The organism is Streptomyces sp. NPDC048419 (assembly GCF_043200415.1).
Lineage (GTDB): Bacteria > Actinomycetota > Actinomycetes > Streptomycetales > Streptomycetaceae > Streptomyces.
The window spans coordinates 108,001-125,717 of the sequence record NZ_JBICXT010000008.1 but is presented as its reverse complement, the minus strand read 5'-3'; the positions used below and the strand labels follow the sequence as shown (position 1 = coordinate 125,717).

Annotated in this window: 11 protein-coding genes and 3 pseudogenes; 8 read left to right on the top strand and 6 right to left on the bottom strand. The window is 70.1% G+C overall.

Features of this window, described 5'->3' with window-relative positions; translation table 11 throughout:
* Positions 1-7 precede the first annotated feature (7 nt).
* A complete protein-coding gene (locus ACGFYN_RS18950; RefSeq protein WP_393866951.1) occupies positions 8-799 on the bottom strand; it encodes a S1 family peptidase in 792 nt (263 codons plus the stop codon).
* A 383-nt stretch (positions 800-1,182) separates the two neighbouring features.
* Between ACGFYN_RS18950 and ACGFYN_RS18945 the strand changes: the two are divergent.
* A pseudogene (locus ACGFYN_RS18945) lies at positions 1,183-1,305 on the top strand (fasciclin domain-containing protein); the annotation flags it as partial.
* Positions 1,306-1,423: 118 nt separating this feature from the next.
* On the opposite strand, the gene ACGFYN_RS18940 reads toward ACGFYN_RS18945, so the two are convergent.
* Positions 1,424-2,122, bottom strand: coding sequence for an NAD(P)-dependent oxidoreductase (locus tag ACGFYN_RS18940; protein WP_393866950.1), 699 nt, complete (start codon positions 2,120-2,122; stop codon positions 1,424-1,426).
* Between the two features lie 142 nt (positions 2,123-2,264).
* Here ACGFYN_RS18940 and ACGFYN_RS18935 point away from each other — a divergent pair.
* A pseudogene (locus ACGFYN_RS18935) lies at positions 2,265-2,860 on the top strand (serine hydrolase domain-containing protein); the annotation flags it as partial.
* Here the strand turns inward: ACGFYN_RS18935 and ACGFYN_RS18930 are convergent.
* From ACGFYN_RS18930 to ACGFYN_RS18920, 3 genes are all read right to left on the bottom strand, one after another.
* Positions 2,830-7,368 (bottom strand): hypothetical protein, encoded by a 4,539-nt coding sequence (locus tag ACGFYN_RS18930; protein WP_393866949.1) that lies wholly within the window; start codon positions 7,366-7,368, stop codon positions 2,830-2,832. The pseudogene ACGFYN_RS18935 and the gene ACGFYN_RS18930 sit on opposite strands and share 31 nt — an antisense overlap.
* Positions 7,365-7,775 (bottom strand): hypothetical protein, encoded by a 411-nt coding sequence (locus ACGFYN_RS18925; RefSeq protein WP_393866948.1) that lies wholly within the window; start codon positions 7,773-7,775, stop codon positions 7,365-7,367. The genes ACGFYN_RS18930 and ACGFYN_RS18925 overlap by 4 nt, the downstream gene beginning before the upstream one ends.
* A 202-nt stretch (positions 7,776-7,977) precedes the next feature.
* A complete protein-coding gene (locus ACGFYN_RS18920) occupies positions 7,978-9,423 on the bottom strand; it encodes a DHA2 family efflux MFS transporter permease subunit (protein ID WP_393866947.1) in 1,446 nt (481 codons plus the stop codon).
* A 94-nt stretch (positions 9,424-9,517) separates the two neighbouring features.
* Here ACGFYN_RS18920 and ACGFYN_RS18915 point away from each other — a divergent pair, with 94 nt between their 5' ends.
* The gene (locus ACGFYN_RS18915; RefSeq protein WP_393866946.1) at positions 9,518-10,264 is read left to right on the top strand and encodes a TetR/AcrR family transcriptional regulator; all 747 of its coding nucleotides are present in this window, start codon (positions 9,518-9,520) and stop codon (positions 10,262-10,264) included.
* A 40-nt stretch (positions 10,265-10,304) separates the two neighbouring features.
* Here ACGFYN_RS18915 and ACGFYN_RS18910 read toward each other — a convergent pair whose 3' ends face one another.
* Complete coding sequence (locus ACGFYN_RS18910) at positions 10,305-11,117, bottom strand: GntR family transcriptional regulator (protein WP_393866945.1); 813 nt, start codon at positions 11,115-11,117, stop codon at positions 10,305-10,307.
* A gap of 266 nt (positions 11,118-11,383) precedes the next feature.
* Between ACGFYN_RS18910 and ACGFYN_RS18905 the strand changes: the two are divergent.
* The 5 genes and pseudogenes from ACGFYN_RS18905 to ACGFYN_RS18885 all read left to right on the top strand — a co-directional run bounded on the left by ACGFYN_RS18905 (position 11,384) and on the right by ACGFYN_RS18885 (position 17,598).
* A pseudogene (locus tag ACGFYN_RS18905) lies at positions 11,384-12,651 on the top strand (extracellular solute-binding protein).
* A gap of 68 nt (positions 12,652-12,719) precedes the next feature.
* Positions 12,720-13,712: a carbohydrate ABC transporter permease gene (locus tag ACGFYN_RS18900; protein ID WP_393866944.1), complete on the top strand. Its 993-nt coding sequence runs from the start codon at positions 12,720-12,722 to the stop codon at positions 13,710-13,712.
* Positions 13,709-14,548: a carbohydrate ABC transporter permease gene (locus ACGFYN_RS18895; protein ID WP_393866943.1), complete on the top strand. Its 840-nt coding sequence runs from the start codon at positions 13,709-13,711 to the stop codon at positions 14,546-14,548. Before ACGFYN_RS18900 ends, ACGFYN_RS18895 begins: the two co-directional genes overlap by 4 nt.
* 42 nt (positions 14,549-14,590) lie before the next feature.
* Positions 14,591-16,120: a beta-N-acetylhexosaminidase gene (locus ACGFYN_RS18890; RefSeq protein ID WP_393866942.1), complete on the top strand. Its 1,530-nt coding sequence runs from the start codon at positions 14,591-14,593 to the stop codon at positions 16,118-16,120.
* A gap of 44 nt (positions 16,121-16,164) precedes the next feature.
* Positions 16,165-17,598, top strand: coding sequence for a cellulose binding domain-containing protein (locus tag ACGFYN_RS18885; protein WP_393866941.1), 1,434 nt, complete (start codon positions 16,165-16,167; stop codon positions 17,596-17,598).
* Positions 17,599-17,717 lie beyond the last annotated feature (119 nt).

Genomic DNA, 17,717 nt, shown 5'->3' with positions numbered 1-17,717 from the left:
AACTCGGTCAGGAGGTGTGGAGTCCCAGGTCCGCTGCGACCGAGTCGGCCCGGACGAAGACCGAGACCGGGAACTGCTCGTCGCAGTACTTGTTGCCGGACGACACGATGCCGACGACCTTGCCGCCGCTGACCAGCGGACCGCCGGAGTCGCCGGGGCAGATGCTGTCGGTGGTGCGCGGCCGCGGCATGCCGCACAGCATCGCCGCGGGGTCGGTGTCCGGGTCGGTGTAGGGCCGGCAGTCGGCCACGGGGGACAGGACCAGCTTGGCCTGCTTGAGCCGGGTGGCGGAGACGCCGGGTCCGGTACGGCCCCAGCCGAGCACGGTGGCCGTGCGGCCGTCGGCGACCAGCGCCGCGTCCTTCGGGCCGGCCACCGGAATGGTGCGGTAGGGCATCGGCCGGTCGAGGGTGAGCACGGCGGCGTCGTAGGCGTAACCGGGCATGCCGTAGCGGGAGTCCAGCCGGTAGGAGGCGACCTTCCGCACGGTGCCGCCGGTGCTGTCCACCTTCGTGCGACCGCCGATGACCCGCAGCGCGGAGACGTCGCCGGCGTTCTCCACGCAGTGGCCGGCGGTGAGCACCTTGGTGGGCGCGACGAGGGTGCCGCCGCAGAACTGGTTGCCGTCGAGCTCGATCAGCATCGCGTACGGCCGGGCGGCGGTCGTGGCCGGACCGCCCCCCTTCACCGCCGACGCGGGAGAGGCGGCGGCCCAGAGCGCGGCCACGGTGAGAGCGGCGGTGACGGCGGCGGCGGAGCGCTTGGCGGCACGTGCGGGTCTGACGGAACGGAACGGCATTTCGGCTTCCCCCTGAGTGTGTGGTGCGCTGCCCGGACGGGCGCCGCATCCTGTGGTCGCTGGTGAGGACGTGCCACGGGTGCGGTTCGGTTTCAGGGGCCAAGTAACCGGTCGCGGAAACCGAGTTCGCCACATTCCGGGCCGCCGGCGACTCCGATTCCGGCTCGACCCGCGATTTTTTCGCCGTGGTAGCAATCCGCGGGCGCCGCAGCTTCGGGCTACGGCCGGACATGTCCCGACCACGGAGGACCCCCCGTGAAAGGAGCCGTGCACACCGGCAGAAATCCCTCGACGGAACCGGGCCTGCAGCAGCTGGTGGACCGGGTGGCTCTGGGCGACGAGGACGTGTTCGCCTCGGTCTAGGACGCCGTGGTGAATCCGGCACCACGTCGGGCTCGGGCGAGTCCTGCACCGTCAACAGGTCCGCCAAGGTCGTCTGCGGCAACGTGAAGACCGCCAACGCCAACGTCTACGTCATCGACAGCGTGCTGATGCCCACCAGCTGACCTCCCGTCAGCCGCAAGTCACGCACGAAGCCCCGGCTGGACGACGGTGGAAGCCGGCCGGGGCGTCTGTGCGGTGATCTACGGAGGGCGGTCGCCTTCTACCAAGCGTGCCTGCGATTCACTTCCTGCTGCCGAACGCCTCCTTCCGGATGACGTCGAGGATGCTCGGCACGCCCTCCGAGGTGCGGACGTCGAGCACGGCGCGCACGTGCGGGGCGTCGGTCGCCTGGCGCAGCAGCGCGTCTGCCAGGTCGGCGCGGGAGGTGAACCGGCCGGGCAGGCGCGAGGTGGCGACCTGGTATCCGCTGACGGCCTCCGCGTCGAAGAGGCCGGCGGGCCGGATGATCGTCCACGCGAGATCGCTGTCCCTGACGATCTGCTCCATCCGCCGCATGTCTTCGTACACGGTGCGTCCCACCGTGCGCGCGATGAAGGGTTCGAGCACCTTCCGGAAGAAGAGGGTCTCGCCTGGTGCCGGTACGCCGAAGAGCACGGTCGAGGTCACGCAGACCAGCCGCCGGACGCCGTGTTTCGTCATGGCCTGCGTGATGTGGGTGATGCCTTCCGAGTACACGGTCACCGGGTTCCGCCCGAACGGGACCCCGAGCGTCGAGATCACCGCTTCCTGCCCGGTGACACAGCGTTCGACGGCGGCGGGGTCGAGCACGTCCGTGCCGGTCACCCGCAGTCGACGGTCGCTCAGCGGGAAGTCCTCCGGCCGGCGTGTGACGGCGGTGACGGTGTGCCCTTCGGCGATCGCCTGCGCGGTGACCAGCCGTCCGGTCTCTCCGTTCGCCCCGAATACGACGAGCTTCACGTGCGTTCCCCTCTCCTGCGGATGTCGTCTGTGAGAGAGGTTCCGAGGCGACGAATGTGACACCCGCGTCCGAGAGAGAGGCAACTGACACCCACCGCCACCGCCTGGCTTCGAACGAGCGGACTCGTGGGAGCGCGTATCGGTCAGCGGTCAACGGTTCGCCGACTTCATCGACACGCGGGTGCTACGGCCGTCCCGGCTGAGGCACACGCTGCTCCCGCACGGTGCGGAGTTCCCGGAGCCGCCTCCGCACGGCTACACGGACCAGACGCTGAGCGCGCGGTCGCCGACGCCACGGACTGGCACCCGAGTTGGGCCTGGGCGGCCGGAGCGATGATCTCGAACCTGAACGACTTGCGCCGCTGGGCGAAGATCGTCGCCACCGGCGAACTGTTCAGCCTGCGGACCCCGGCCCAGCGCCTGAAGACGCGGCCGACCGGCTTCGCTGGCACCAGCTACGGCCTCGGCAACTTCGAGACCCGACGGCTGGATCGGGCACACCGGTTCCATCCCCGGCTACGAGACCGTTACCGTCTACCTCCCCTCGAAGAAGGCCACCCTGGTCATCGTGATCAACACGGACTCCGGCTACCGGGGCCAGGAGCCGTCCACCCTTCTCGCCGTACGATCACGGCGGTCGTGACGCCGGGAAACGTGTATGACGGGGCAGTTGTCGCGCGCTGGTCGTACGCCTGCGGACTCGGTGCTCAGTCCTTGCCCGGGCACGGGTTCCGGTAGGGAGCGCTCGGTGCGTACTTCTTCCATTGGGAGGCCGTGATCGGGTGGCCGGCGTAGGAGCACAAGGTGTCGGCGAGCCTGAGCGGGTTGCTGTCGTAGAGCGTCAGGGAGTTGGAGGCGGCGACGGCGAGGACGGCGCTGGAGGGCGTGAACGCGGCGGTGAGCTGGATCGTCGAGTCGCCGGGCGGTGCGAAGGCCGCCAGGAGCGTGGGGGAGGACGACGGGTCGGTCCTCCACAGCTGGACCTTTGCGTCGTCGTTGTCGCTCCAGTCCGCCATCAACTTGTCGTTCGGGGCGAAGGCGATGCCGGTCGTGCCGGTCAACGTGCTGTTCGTGCCGAGGGCGTGAGGGTGGGCCGGATCGCGGGTGTCCCACAGTGTGACGGTGTTGTCGCCGGCACCTGCGGCCGCGACGAGATGGCCGTCGTCGCTGATTCCCAGAGAGGAACCGAGGACTCCGGGCAGGGAGACCGTGCTGCGTGGGCGCCCGTCGGCGAGGGCGAAGAGCGAGAGGGTCGCTCCGCTGTCGCTCACCCCGGTGGTGCCGGCGGCAACGCCCGAGGCGGCGGTGAGGCTGCCCTGGTTGGCGCCGTGCACGGCCGAGGTCGCGCGGTGGACGGGGTGGTCGGGGTCGTTGATGTTCCACCAGCTGATCCCGTTCTTGGTGAGGACGCAGGCGGTGTGCCGGTCCACGAAGCCGGCGATGTCCGACTTCGGGTCGGCCAGCGGCAGCGATCCCGCTTTGCCGGCGTCGCGGGCGCTCCTGACGCGCCAGAGCACGAGCCGGCCGCCGCTCTGCACCGAGACCAGGTCTCCGGCCTGGTCGGAGGTGACGCCGGTGTTGATGATGAAGTCGCCCAGACCGCTTGGTGTGGTGGGGAAATCGACGGTGCCGAGGGAGGCTGCCTTGGCCGGATGCCGGATGTCGTGCACGTCCCAGAGCTGAACCGCACCGTTGTGCGTGACGGTCAGCAGCACCTTCGAATTGAGGAACAGAACCATCTGCGCCATGGCCGGAAGCGGGACGGTGCCCCGGAGGACGGGTTCGGCGGAGGCGGACGGCGCTCTCCAGATACCGATGGCTGACGGGGACGTGGACGTTACGGACGTGGCGGACGTCGCGAGGCGCGGCGCCGCGAAGGTCCTGCCGTCGGGGCCCATGCTCCATACGTCGCGGCCGGTGATCGACATACCGCTCGCCTGCGCCAGGGGCCGGCGCCACAGCCGGACCGCGCCGTCCCGCCCACCGGTGAGGATGTCGGCGTGCGCGGTGTAGGCGACGGTGAAGGTGTCGAAGCCGGTGGAGGTGCAGTCCGGCTGCGCGCTGTCCTTGAGGTTCGACGGGGCCAGGCTCACCTGGCACAGGGCGCTCTTGGGGTCGTCGGTGTCGATGCCGCCGTAGGCGAGCCGGCTGCCGTCCGGGCTGAAGGCCACGCTCTCCAGGTCTGCCGGGGTGACGCCGGTGAAGACGCTGATGGACTTCGGGTGGGCCGGGTCGCCGATTCTCCACAGCCCGAGGCTCGTGTCCCCGGCGGCCGCCATCATTTTGCCGTCCGGGCTGAAGGCGACACTCTGATATCCGGTGGAGATGGTGGTGACCTTCTTCGGCGTGGCCGGTTCGGCCACGTTCCAGATCTGGGTCTTGCCGCGCTGGTTGGTCTGTGCGAGCAGATGACCCCTTGGGGCGAAGGCGACACCCGCGATGAGGTCTTCCGAGGCGGGGTCGGGCAGCTCTGCCAGCAGACGCGGGTGGGCCGGATCGGCGATCGACCACAGCAGGGTGAATCCCTGTTCGGCCGCGGCCGCCAGGGTCTTCCCGTCAGGGCTGATGGCCATCGCGGAGATCTGGGTCGTCCGTCCGGCCAGACGCCGGGGTGCCGGCAGCCTCGCCCCGGCGCGCGGATGGCGAGGATCCGCCAGGTTCCACAGGCACAGCCCCTTGCCGGTGGGACAGTATCCGGAGAGCAGCCTGCCGCCGGGCGCGATGGCGACGGCCGCGCCGCCGGCGGGGATCTTGGACTCGAGGACGGGCGCCGAGGGGTCGGCGAGATTCCAGATCCGCAGCGACTTGTCCCGGTCACTGTCCGCGGCGAGGGGGCCGTCGGGCTGGGTGGCCACGCGCACCACCGGACTCCCCTTCGCGAGCACGCCGTCCAGCGGGGTGTTGAGCGAGGCGTAGAGCTGGGTGGCGGCGTCCTGGGTGGGGGAGGAGTGATAGGCGGCGACGGCGAGTTGGGCGGCCAGTCCAGGATCAGTGGTGCGGATCGCCTCCGCGTCGGCGGCGAGACCGGTGGAGCGCACGACCGCGGCCTTCTGCGCGGCCCGCTGTCCCTCCCACGCGGACTTCCGTTCGGCGATCAGGCCCAGGACGGAGGCCACCAGGGCGCGGGTGACAAGGACCGCGGTGAACATCCGCACCCGCCGGCTTCTGCGGCGGGCCGCGTGCTGTTCCCGCAGGCCGTCGTCCAGGAAGGCGCGGGCGGCCGGTCCGAGAGCGCGTGCCCCGCGTTCATGTTCGCCCACGGCGTGGGCGGCTGCTTCCAGCCGGTGACCGCGGTAGAGGTCGCTGGCCTGGCGTCCCGCCTGCTCCCACACACGAGCCGCGTCGGACAACTGCTGAAGTGCCAGCAGAGCTGCGCGGTCCTCGTCGATCCACGCGCGCAGACGCGCCCACGCGTAGAGCAGCGCCTCATGCGCCATCTCCACGCCCTCCTCGTCCACCGTGACCAGCCGGGCCGCGGCCAGCGCGTCCAACACCCGTGCGGGAGCGTCCAGTTCTTCGGGACCGGCCAGGTCGACGAGGGAGAGCCTGCGCCGGGTGTCCTCCACGCCCTCACCGATGTGCACCAGGCGCAGCAGCAGGTTGCGCAGCAGTGCCCGGTCCTCGGGCGACATGTCTGCGTAGACCTGCTCCGCGGTGGTGGAGATGGCGTCGTCCACACCGCCGGTGGCGCGGTAACCGGCGAGCGTGAGCAGGCTGCCGCTGCGCTGCTGCCACGTGGCCAGCAGGGCGTGGGACAGCAGTGGCAGCACGGCGGACTGCACACCCAGCCGCCGCACCCTGGCCTCGCGCAGCAGGGTGTCGGCCAGGCCCTCCTCCAGGCGCAGTCCTGCGACGCGCGCGGGCTGTTCGATCACCGCCCGCAGATTCTCCGGTTCCAGGGGGCCGACGACGACCTGCTGCGTCTCCAGAGCCCTCACCAGGGACGGGTAGCGGGTGCACGCCTCGTAGAAGTCGGCGCGGATCGCGATCACCACGGTGGTCCCGCCGCCGGCCAGGGCGGTCAACTCGCCGACGAAGCGCTCCCGTTCCCTCTCCGGTGCACCCGCGGTGAACAGCTCCTCGAACTGGTCCACCAGCAGGACGGCACGATCACTGCCCGACAGCGCGTCCGCGCACCGGGCAAGAGCGCGCCCCGGGTCGGCGCCGGGCTTCATGGAGGCCACGCTCCAGCCTTCGCCGAGGTCCTCGAGCGCCGGGACGACTCCGGCACGCAGGAGGGAGGTCTTGCCGCAGCCGGAGGCGCCGACCACGGCGATCAGCCCGCGACCGCGGATACGGGCGACCAGGTCCTCGATCACCCCGTCGCGGCCGAAGAAGTAGCGGGCGTCGTCAGGGCCGAACGATTCCAATCCCCGGAAGGGGCACGGCACTTCTTCCCCGTCCGTCGCCGTCTCGGCAGCAGTGGGGGACAGTTCCTCCGGGGCCGGCACGGGACGGAGACGATATGCGGGGTTGTGGGCGATCACCATGTCGCCGGCCCGGTCACTGCTGTGCCGCCGTGGCCGCGGGGCGCCTTCTTCGGGCAGAACTCGGGACAGATGGCGATAGGCGTGGTCCAGCGTCAGCTCCTGGGGCCCCGTGGGATCGCCGTCCCGCAGCAATCGGATCAGCGCGCCGGTGAAGGCGGTGTGCACCGACCCGGGCCGCGCGAGCCCCAGTTCCTCGCGCGCGGTCGACGTGAGCAGGAAACCTCCCCGCACCAGGCTCTGCTCGAAGACGGCATCCAGTGCGGGCGGCCCGAGCGGGGGCTCGGCCCGGCCGGAGAAGCAGCAGTCCAGCATCACGGCGACCGCGCGTGCCCGGCTGTCCCGAATCGTCTCCCGGAACGCCTGGTAGCGCAGGGCCTTCCACGACAGGCCGTCCAGCAGATCGTCGGTGGCGCCCGTCGCCAGACACAGCCCGTCGTCGCTCCCCACAAGGCCATGCCCGATGAAGTGCACCAACAGGGCGTCGTCGGCCTCCTGGGCCGCCTGCCTGACGGCGTTTCCGAACTCCAGCGGGCTCGGCGGGTCCAGGAGGACGCGCACATGGGCCTCGGGCACCCCCACCTGCTGGTGCAGGACGGCGGCGAGCCCTTTCAACGACGCTTCGACCGCGTCGATGTCAGGCAGCGGCGAACCCTCGGGATGCCGAGACGTCCCGACCAGCAGGACACGTGAACCGGGCCGCGCGAGCGCGACCGGACGTAAAGCACCGACAGCGGTCTCAGCGCTCGGCACTGTCATGCGACGCCCCCGTCGTCGTTCCCGCCCCGACCGTCCTGGTCGGGCCAGGCCGCTTTGGCCAACTGCTCGACCTGCGCGCGCAGTTGCTCGGCGTCCCAGGCGCGGACATGGTCCGCACGCAGCTCGACGCTGCCCCCGTCGGGCCGTGACAGGCGCACCGTCACGCTTCCGGTACGCCGCCGCAGCCACGCAATGACCACACTGGCCAAGGCAGTTGCCACTCCGCCGGAGCCGAGACTCACCAGCAGTTGCTGCAGCTCCCCGCCCAACGCCCCTTCCGGGACGGGTCCGGCCTCTTTGCGGACCTGCCCGCGCAGTGCGTCCTCTTCGTCGAGCCAGGCAGCCAGATCGGCTGCTCCGGCCCGGTCCCCGTCCCCGCCGACGCTCAAGGCGACGATCTCCGGCATCGAGCCCCCATCCCCGTACGGGCCGCATCAGGCTCCGGCCCAACTCCCAGTGCCCTGCACGGGCCTAGGTGCCGAGCGGCCCTCGCCGCCACATGCACCCACCATGCCCCGATGCCACCGGACGTACGCCAGGACACCAGCACCCTCACCAACCCGGCCACAGGCCCTGACAACCTCGACACCGACCGGGCCGCCGGTCCGGCTAGCCGTGTGCCCGCTGAGCATGCCTGGGCAGCAGTCCCACCAGCAGGAAGGTCAGGAGGTTCAGGGCGGCGGCGATGCCGAAGACCAGTTCCGCGGCGGTGAACCAGGAGTGGGCCGTCGGGTGTCCGACCCGGGCGAAGAAGACGGTGCCGAGGGCGGCGACGCCGATCGCGCCCGCGAACTGCTGGACCGCGTTGAGCAGACCCGCGCCGGTGCCGACCTCCTCGGTGGTCGCGTCGCCGATGATGAAGTCGACGAGCGGGACGAACACGAGGCCGGAACCGAATCCGGTGAGCAGCAGCGAGGGCGCCAGCTTCCAGACCGTGATGCCGGCCTCCCAGTGGGCGACGGACCACCACAGGGCCAACAGGCCGACGACGGCGATGGACAGGCCCAGGTGCAGGCTCGCGCGTCCCAGCTTCTCGGCGAGCACGGCGCCCGCGAGGAGGACGGCGGCGGCGGTGCCGAGGGCCCAGGGGATGAGCGTGAGGCCGGTGTGCAGCGGAGTCCAGTGCATGCCCTGCTGCAGCAGCAGGTTGATGACGAGGACGAACGCGCTCAGTGACGCGTAGAACCCGGCCACGATCACCAGGCCGACGACGAAGCTGCGCTTGCGGAACAGCGTCGGAGTGATCACCGGGTGCCCGCTGCGTCGTTGGGACACGACGAACAGGGCGAGCAGGACGACCGCGGCGGCCATCATGGCGTAGGTCCAGGCGGGCCAGCCCAGTTCGCGTCCCTGGATGAGCGGGATGATCAGCAGTGCCGAGGCCGCGGTGAGCAGGCCGACGCCGGTGAGGTCGAGGCGGGCGGTGCGGTCCTCGCCGCCGTGGCGGGGCAGGACGCGCCGGCCGAGCAGGAGGGCGATCACACCGAACGGGACGTTGATCAGGAAGATGGAGCGCCACTGGCTGCCGAACAGGTTCAGGTGCAGCAGCCAGCCGGCCAGGATGGGCCCGGCGACCATGGTCAGGCCCATCAGCGGACCGACCGGGGTCAGCGCCCTGCGCAGGTGCTGGGGCGGGAACACGACCTTCACCAGGGCCAGACCCTGCGGGATCATGACCGACCCGCACAGGCCCTGGAGGGTGCGGGCGACGATCAGGGAGACCACGTCGGGGGCGAGACCGCAGGCCAGTGAGGCCGCGGTGAAGCCGGTCATGCCGAGCAGGAAGAGCCGCCGGCGGCCGAGCAGGTCGCCGAGCCTCCCCGAGGTGACCAGGCCGAGCGCGAAGGCCGCGGTGTAGGCGCTCAGCACCCACTGCACCGTGACCTGCCCTCCGTCGAGGTCGGCGCGGATGGACGGGCCGGCGAGGTTGGCGATGCTGGAGTCGATCAGATCCATGATGTCGGCCAGAACCACGACGGCCAGGACGAGCCATGCGGTGCGCAACGGCAGCGGGCTGATGGTGGGCGCTTGAGATATGCGCTGGTCAGTAGACACGAACACTGTTCTACAGCAGAGCGGCGTTCCGAACAAGACGAACAGCGTTCTGAGTGGCGCGGAACACTGTTCGTAGATTCGCTAGACTGCGTGTATGTCACCCACTCCGCAGGAACGGCGCGCAGCCCGTCATCAGCTCGGCACGGACGCGGGCGCCGGCGCGGCCCGGCGTGGTCCGTCCGGCGGGCGCAAGAAGCCGATCACCGTCGAGGCCATCATCGGCACCGCGTTCGGCATCGTGGAGACAGAGGGGCACGAAGCCCTGACGATGCGGCGTCTGGCCACCGCGCTTGAGACGGGACCGTCGTCGCTCTACGCCCACGTCGTCAACAAGGAGGATCTCGACGAGTTGCTCATCGGCCGTCTGTGCGCCGAGATCGAGCTGCCCGATCCGGACCCCGCCGACTGGCGGGAGCAGATCATCGACGTCTGCACACAGCTCCGCGACCAGTACCTGCGCTACCCGGGTATCTCCCGGGCAGCCTTCGCCGCCGCCCCGTCCAACCTGGACACGCTGCGCGTCAGCGAGGGGATGCTCGCCATCCTGCTCGCCGGAGGCATCGCCCCGCAGGTCGCCGCCTGGGCGATCGACTCACTGATGCTCTACGTCAACGCCTACAGTCTCGAGGTCTCCCTGGTGAACCGGCGGCTCAGCCGCGGCGACGACAACTGGGTCGTCAGCCGCGACGAGCTCCTGCGCCGGTTCGCCGCGCTGCCCGACACCTTCCCGCACACCAAGCGCTACGCCGCCGAGCTCACCGCCGGCACCACCCACGACCGCTTCGACTTCACCCTCGGCCTGATGATCGACGGGCTTCCGGGCGGACGCCGAGATCAGTGAACGGCGGCCCGGGTGCCGCGCGTGCCGGCGAACGCGGTCGTCACCGGGGTGTCGCCTCCCACTGGGTGACCGTCCCCGGCGCCATCCCAGGGACGACGCCCGCGGCACCGGATGCCCCGTCGGCGGACGCCGAGGTCAGGGTGAGGCGGGAGACGATGCGGTAGCGGTCGCCTCGGTAGACGGAGTGGACGTACTCCACGGGCCGGCCGTCCGCGTCGTTGGTGAGGCGCTCGAAGAGCAGGGCGGGGGAGAGGTGGGGCACCTCGAGGAGCCTGGCCTCGGCCTGGCTGACGACGGTCGGTTCGATCGTCTGCACCGCGTCGCTGACCTGGACCCGATGCCGCTCGCGCAGGTGCTCGTACAGGTCGCCCGCCTCCAGCTCCTGCGCGGTGAGCGCGGGCACCAAGTCCGCCCGGATGTGCAGGTGTTCGATGGCCATCGGGACGCCGTCGACGAGGCGCAGGCGAGCCGCGTAGACGATGTCGGCGGCCGGGGAGAGGCTCAGCTTGCGGCCCACCCGGGCGCCGGCCGCGATGGTGGTGAACTCCAGCAGACGGCTCGACCAGGTGCCGGACGCCTGCGGCAGGGCCATGCCGTGGGAGTCGGAGACGAGTTCCTGCGTGATCTTCTCGGGCGCGACGAACATGCCGCGGCCGTGTTCGCGCACGAGGAGCCCCGCCGCGACGAGTTCGTCGACCGCCGCCCGCAGGGTCGGCCGGGAGACGTGCAGATCGGCGCAGAGGGTCCGCTCGGAGGGGATGGCGTCGCCGGGGTGCCGCGACTCGATGAGCTGAAGGATGTGGTCCCGTACGCGCTCCCGCTTGAGGACCGCTCCCGAATCGCCGGCTTTCATGGTGCCCGCTCCCGCCCCGCCGTACATGAACTTTACCTGACCAGTCCTCACAGCCTTTACCACTGACCGCTACTGGTCAAGTGCAGGGTGGCTGGCGTTCCGTCCCCCGTGCGGCGGTCCGGTGGTGATCAGTCGCCAAAAGTGGTGCAGGCGCCGGGGGTTGACGCCTCTATTGGTCTATGCCACCTTCATCGACCATCGACAGGTCACCTGTCCAGTTGTCTCACTGGTCAGTTCATTTGGTGCTCTCCTCTCAGGGGTGAACTGTGAAGCTCCGCATGCTTGCAGGTGTGTCCGCGCTGGTGATCGCTGGAGGCCTCAGCGGCTGCAGCGGCAGTGACGGATCGTCCGGCGACTCCGCCGGCGGCACGACGACGATCGACGTATGGCTCATGCGTGACAGCGTCTCCGCGCAGTTCCAGAAGGAGTTCGTCACGGGTTTCGAGGCGGCCCATCCGCAGATCAAGGTGAAGGTGCAGATCCAGGAGTGGGACGGCATCGGGGAGAAGGTGACCGCCGCGCTCGCCAGCAACGACGCCCCGGACGTCATCGAGACGGGCAACACCCAGGTCGCCCAGTTCGCCCAGGGCGGCGGTCTGCTCGACCTCAGCGGCAAGGTCGGTGAACTCGGCGGCAGCAACTGGCTGAAGGGCCTGGCCGAGCCGGGCGCCTACGACGGCAAGCAGTACGGCATCCCCTACTACGCGGCCAACCGCGTCGTGATCTACCCACCGACCTGTTCAAGAAGGCCGGCGTCGACGCGGCCGCCATCAAGACCCGTGACCAGTGGATCGCGGCCACGAAGAAGCTCAACTCCTCCGGCACGCAGGGCATCTACCTGCCGGGCCAGATGTGGTACGCGCTGGCGGGGTTCATCTGGGACGAGGGCGGCGACCTCGCCACCAAGTCCGGCGGCACCTGGAAGGGAGCGCTCGACACCCCGCAGGCGCTGCGCGGCATGGACTTCTACAAGAAGCTCCAGGCCCTCGGCAAGGGCCCCAAGGACTCCGACGAGGCGCAGCCGCCGCAGGCCGAGGTCATGGCCAAGGGGCAGGTGGCACAGATCATCTCCTCACCCGGCGGAGCGAGCGTCGTCACCCAGAACAACCCCGAACTCAAGGACAAGCTGGGCTTCTTCCCCATCCCGGGCAAGACCGCCGCGCGTCCCGGCTCGGTGTTCATCGGCGGCTCCGACCTCGTCATCCCGGCCGCGTCCGGCAAGCAGGACGCCGCGTTCACGTTCGTCAAGGACCTCACCGGCGACCCCTGGCAGCGCAGGCTCGCCGCCGCCATGAGCTACGTACCGAACAAGACGACGCTGGCCGGCGCGGTCGCCGACGACCCGGGAGCCTCCGCCATGGCCGCGGGCGCAGCCGTCGGCCGGGCGACCCCCAACACCCCCGGCTGGGCCGCCGTCGAGGCGAAGAACCCCATCAAGGACTACATGACCGCGGTGCTCACGGGCGCCGACCCGCAGACGGAGGCGGCCAAGGCGTCGTCGGCGATCACCGCCGCCATGAAGGGCAGCTCCTGAGCCGTGACGGCCGGCGCCACACCTCCGTGGCGCCGGCATCCCTTCGCACACCGAGAGGAGACGACGGCGTGTCGGTCACCCGGGAACACACCGCGGAGCCCGCCCGAACCCGGCTTCGCCGGCCTTCGCCGCACCCCGCCCGGCCCGAGCACACGAGCGTGCGACAGCGGCACGGCGCGGGAGCATGGCCCTATCTGCTGGCGGCCCCCACGGTCCTGGGCATGCTCTACCTGCTCGCATATCCCCTGGCCCGCGCCGTCCTGATCTCGCTGCAGGACTTCCAGCTGCGTCAACTCATCCTCGGCCACGCCCGGTTCGTGGGACTGCGCAACTACGAGACGCTGCTGACCGACGAGCGCTTCTGGCAGGTCGTGCGCCGCACCTTCCTGTTCATGGCGGTCAACGTCGTCCTCATCATGCTGCTCGCCACCCTGGTCGCCCTGCTCATCGAACGGCTCGGCCGCATCTGGCGAACGACCCTGCTCAGCGCACTCGTCCTGGCCTGGGCCATGCCGGTCATCGCCGCCACCACGGTCTTCCAGTGGCTGTTCCACTCTGAGTTCGGCATCGTCAACTGGTCGCTGAAGCAGCTGGGTTTCACCTCGTTCGACCGCTACCCTTGGTTCGCGCACGGCCCGGCCGCCTTCACGATCCTGGTCCTGCTGATCGTCTGGCAGTCGGTGCCCTTCGCGGCCATCACCCTGTACTCGGCCCTGACCACCGTCCCCGCCGAGCTGTACGAGTCGGCGCGCATCGACGGCGCCTCGGGCGGCCGTATCTTCCGCGCCATCACCTTTCCCATGATCCGGCCGATCTTCATGCTCGTCTTCTCGCTCGAAGTCATCTGGACCTTCAAGGCGTTCGTGCAGATCTGGGTGATGACCAACGGCGGTCCCGGGGACGCCACCACCATCCTGCCCGTCTACGCCGTCCAGACCGCCTTGTCCAGCCAGCGCTACGACCTCGGCTCCGCGGCCTCCATGGTCACCGTCCTGATGATGGCCGGCGTCCTCGTCCTCTACTTCCGCCAGATGTTCCGCCAGGAGGGCGAGGCCCTGTGAGCACGCTACGACTCCGCCTGCGCCGCGTCCCCCTGCACGCGGCCGCCACCGTGACGATCGCGCTCTGCCTCTTTCCCGTCTACTGGATGGTCACCACCGCGTTCAAACCCAACCGGGACATCCAGTCCGACACTCCCCGATTCCTGCCGCACACCTGGACGTTGGAGCACTTCCGGACCGCTGTCGACGCCGACGGATTCGCCCTGTTCTGGCGCAACAGCATCCTCGTGACCGCAAGTGCCGTCCTGCTCGCCCTGATCGTGGCGCTCGGCGCGTCCTTCGCCGTGGCCAGGATGCGCTGGCGCGGCAGGCGCCAGTTCATGCTGCTGGTCTTCGTCGCCCAGATGGCGCCGTGGGAGGCGCTGATCATCCCCGTGTACATCATCTCCCGCGACACCGGCATGCTCGACCGGCTGCCCACCCTGACGCTGGTCTACTTCATGATGACCCTGCCGTTCACCATCGTGGTGCTGCGCGGCTTCATCGCCGCCATACCACCGGAGTTGGAGGAAGCGGCACAGGTCGACGGCTGCACCCGTATGCGCGCCTTCCGCCACATCACCTTCCCGCTGCTCGCCCCGGGCCTCATGGCCACCTCCCTGTTCGGCTACGTCACCGCCTGGAACGAGTTCGCCTACGCCAACTTCCTGATCATCAAGCACCAGGACAGCCGCACGCTGCCGGTCTGGCTGTCCTCCTTCCAGAACGTCTTCGGCACGGACTGGGGCGCGACCATGGCCGCCTCCACCCTCTTCGCGCTCCCCGCGCTCGTCGTGTTCCTGCTCCTCCAGCGCCATGTGACCTCCGGCTTCGCCGCCGGCGCCGTCAAGGGCTGACCCTCCCGCGCCCGCTCACGCACGCGACCCTCGGAGACAGCTGTGTTCACACCCCCGCAGCACCACACCCTTGTGCCCAGGCCCACCAAGTCCCGCTTCAAATCAGGCCACTTCACCTTCACCGCGGACACCTGCCTACGCGTCGGCAAGGGCGCCGAACCGGCGGCCGATCTGCTGCGCACCACCCTGGCGCCCGCCACCGGACTGCCGCTGAAGTCCGCCGCCGACGGCGCCTTCGTCCTCGCCGTCGACTGCGACCTGACCGGACTGGGCAGCGAGGGATACGGGCTGACGATCGGCCGCGACTCCGTCCTGCTGCGCGCCCGGGAGGTCACCGGGTTGCTGCGCGGCGTGCAGACAATTCGCCAACTCCTGCCCGCAGAAGCCTTGTCGACGACACCACGGCGGGGCGTGGGCTGGTCGCTGCCCTGCGCGGAGATCACCGACGTTCCGCACCGGCCCTGGCGTGGAGCCATGCTCGACGTGGCCCGCCACTTCCAGCCCCTGCGGTACCTGCTGCGCTACGTCGACCTCCTTGCGCTGCACAAGATCAATGTCTTCCATCTGCACCTGACGGACGACCAGGGGTGGCGCATGCCCGTCGCCGCCCTGCCCAAGCTCACCGAGATCGGCGGCCACCGCCGCCAGTCGATGATCGGCCCGAGCGGGGATCGCTACGACGGAGTACCGCACGGTGGCTCCTACACTCGAACAGACCTTGCCCGACTGGTGAGTTACGCCGCCGCGCGGGGCATCACGGTCCTGCCCGAGATCGAGATGCCCGGCCACACGCGGGCCGCCCTGGCCGCCTACCCGCACCTGGGCAACCACCCCGAGCGGGCCCTCGACGTCTGGACCAGATGGGGCGTGTGCGACACCATCCTCGGGCTCCACGACGAGGTGTTCGACTTCTGCCGCACCGTGCTGGAAGACGTCATGGACGTCTTCCCCTCGCCCTACATCCACCTCGGCGGGGACGAGTGCCCCCTGACCGAATGGACCCGGAGCCCGGCCGCCGTGGCCCGTCTGAAGGAGACCGGGCTGAGCAGCACCGCACAGCTGCACCGATGGTTCCTCGGCCAGGTCGGCGCCTTCCTGATCCGCAACGGCCGGCAGCCCGTCGGCTGGGCCGAGACCGGCACCGAACTGCCGGACGGATTCACGGTGATGGCTTGGCGCGAGCCCGCTCATGCCCTCGCCGCGGCCGACCGTGGCCACGCGGTGATCAACTCGTATCACCGCGCGACCTACTTCGACTACGCGCAGAGTGACGCCGGCGACGAACCGGCGGGTCAACCGGGAGGCGTCGTAGGCCTGCGGGACGTCCATGGCTACGAACTGGTGCCCGCAGGCGCCTCCCCGGAGGCCGCCGCCCATGTCCTGGGCACCCAGGCCCAGTTGTGGACCGAGTACGCGGCCACGCCCGACCGCATCGAGTACCTCACCTATCCCCGTCTGTGCGCGCTGGCCGACGGCAGCTGGAGCGGTCCGAGCATGTGGACCGACTTCGCCGCCCGCCTGCGAGGGCACACCGTGCGCCTCGACGCCCTCAAGGTCGGCCGCCACCCCTGAGCGGCACCGCACCCCGACAGTCCGACCCCTCCGGAAGGAACAGGATGAACCCCCACACCACGCCCAGCAGATGGCGCGTCGCCGCAGCAGCCGCCGTAGCGATGACCACCGCCACGGGCGGTCTCGCCGCCCTGACCGGCACGGCCGGGGCGGCCGGTGAACCCGTGACCGTCCAGTACCGCACCAGTGCCACCGGTGCCACGGCGGACCAGGCCGAGCCCTGGATCAAGGTCAGGAACACCGGCGCCGCAAGTGTGCAGCTGTCCAGCGTGAAGGTGCGCTACTACTTCAAGTCCGACTCGGGCAGCGCCGGTTACCGCTTCGCCTGCTCGTGGGCGGTCAAGGGCTGCGCCAACATCACCGGTACCTTCGGCACGCTGGCCAACCCCACCGCCACCGCCGACCGCTACCTGGACATCGGCTTCACCTCGGGGGCGGGCACGCTCGCCCCTGGCGCCGACACCGGAGACATGCAACTGCGGTTCTACCGCTCCGACTGGCAGCCGCTCAAGCAGAGCGACGACTTCTCCTTCGGGGCCTCCCAGACGTCGTACGCGGACTGGTCGAAGGTCACCGCCCAGGTGGCGGGCAGCACCGTGTGGGGCGTGGCGCCCGAGGGCAACGACCCGACGGACCCGCCGACCGACCCGCCGACCCACCCCCCGGCCGGCGGACAGAGTCTGTTCGACGACTTCAACTACACGAGCTCCGGCGACCCCAGGATCTCGGCGAACGGCTGGAACGTCCGCTCCAACTCGGGCGGCCCGGGCGTACCCGGCGCCACCTGGTCGCCGGAGAACGTCACGTTCGCGGGTACAGGCGGCAACTCCGTGATGAACCTGCGCACTTCGACCGCCGGCACTGCGGAGAGCACCAAGCAGACCGAAGTGGTGTCCAAGGCGATGAAGTTCAAGAACGGCACCTACGCCGCCCGGGTCAACTTCTCCGACGCGCCGGTCTCCGGGCCCGACGGCGACCACCTCGTCCAGACGTTCTTCACCATCAACGACCTCACGGCCCCGATGGCCGACGACTACTCGGAGTACGACTTCGAGTACCTGCCCAACGGCGGCTGGGGCGAGCCGTCGAACATCCTCTACACGACGTCCTGGGAGACCTACAACCCGGACCCGTGGCAGGCGGTCAACCAGCACACCGAGTCCCGGCAGAGTTACGCCGGCTGGCACGACCTGCTGCTGACCATCGACAACAGCACCATCAAGTACTACATCGACGGCCGGCTCTTCGGCACCCACGACGCCGCCTACCTGCCCGAGCGGCCCATGTCGATCAACTTCAACCAGTGGCTGATCGACCTCGCGGGCCAGACCAGCACCACGGCCCGTTCCTACGACGAACAGATCGACTACGTCCTGCACGTCAAGGACCAGGTCCTGACCCCGGACCAGGTGACGGCCAAGATCAACGCGTACCGCTCCGCGGGCACCACCTTCGAGGACACGGTTCCTGGGAGCTAGCGGCAGCGCTCTTCGGCTCCTTGGCGGACAGGGGCAATCGCCCGGCGCTCGCCCCGGGGTGCGGCCGCGAGCCGCAGGGGGGGGGGCAGACCGCCGGCCCCGCCCCGGAAGAGTGGCGC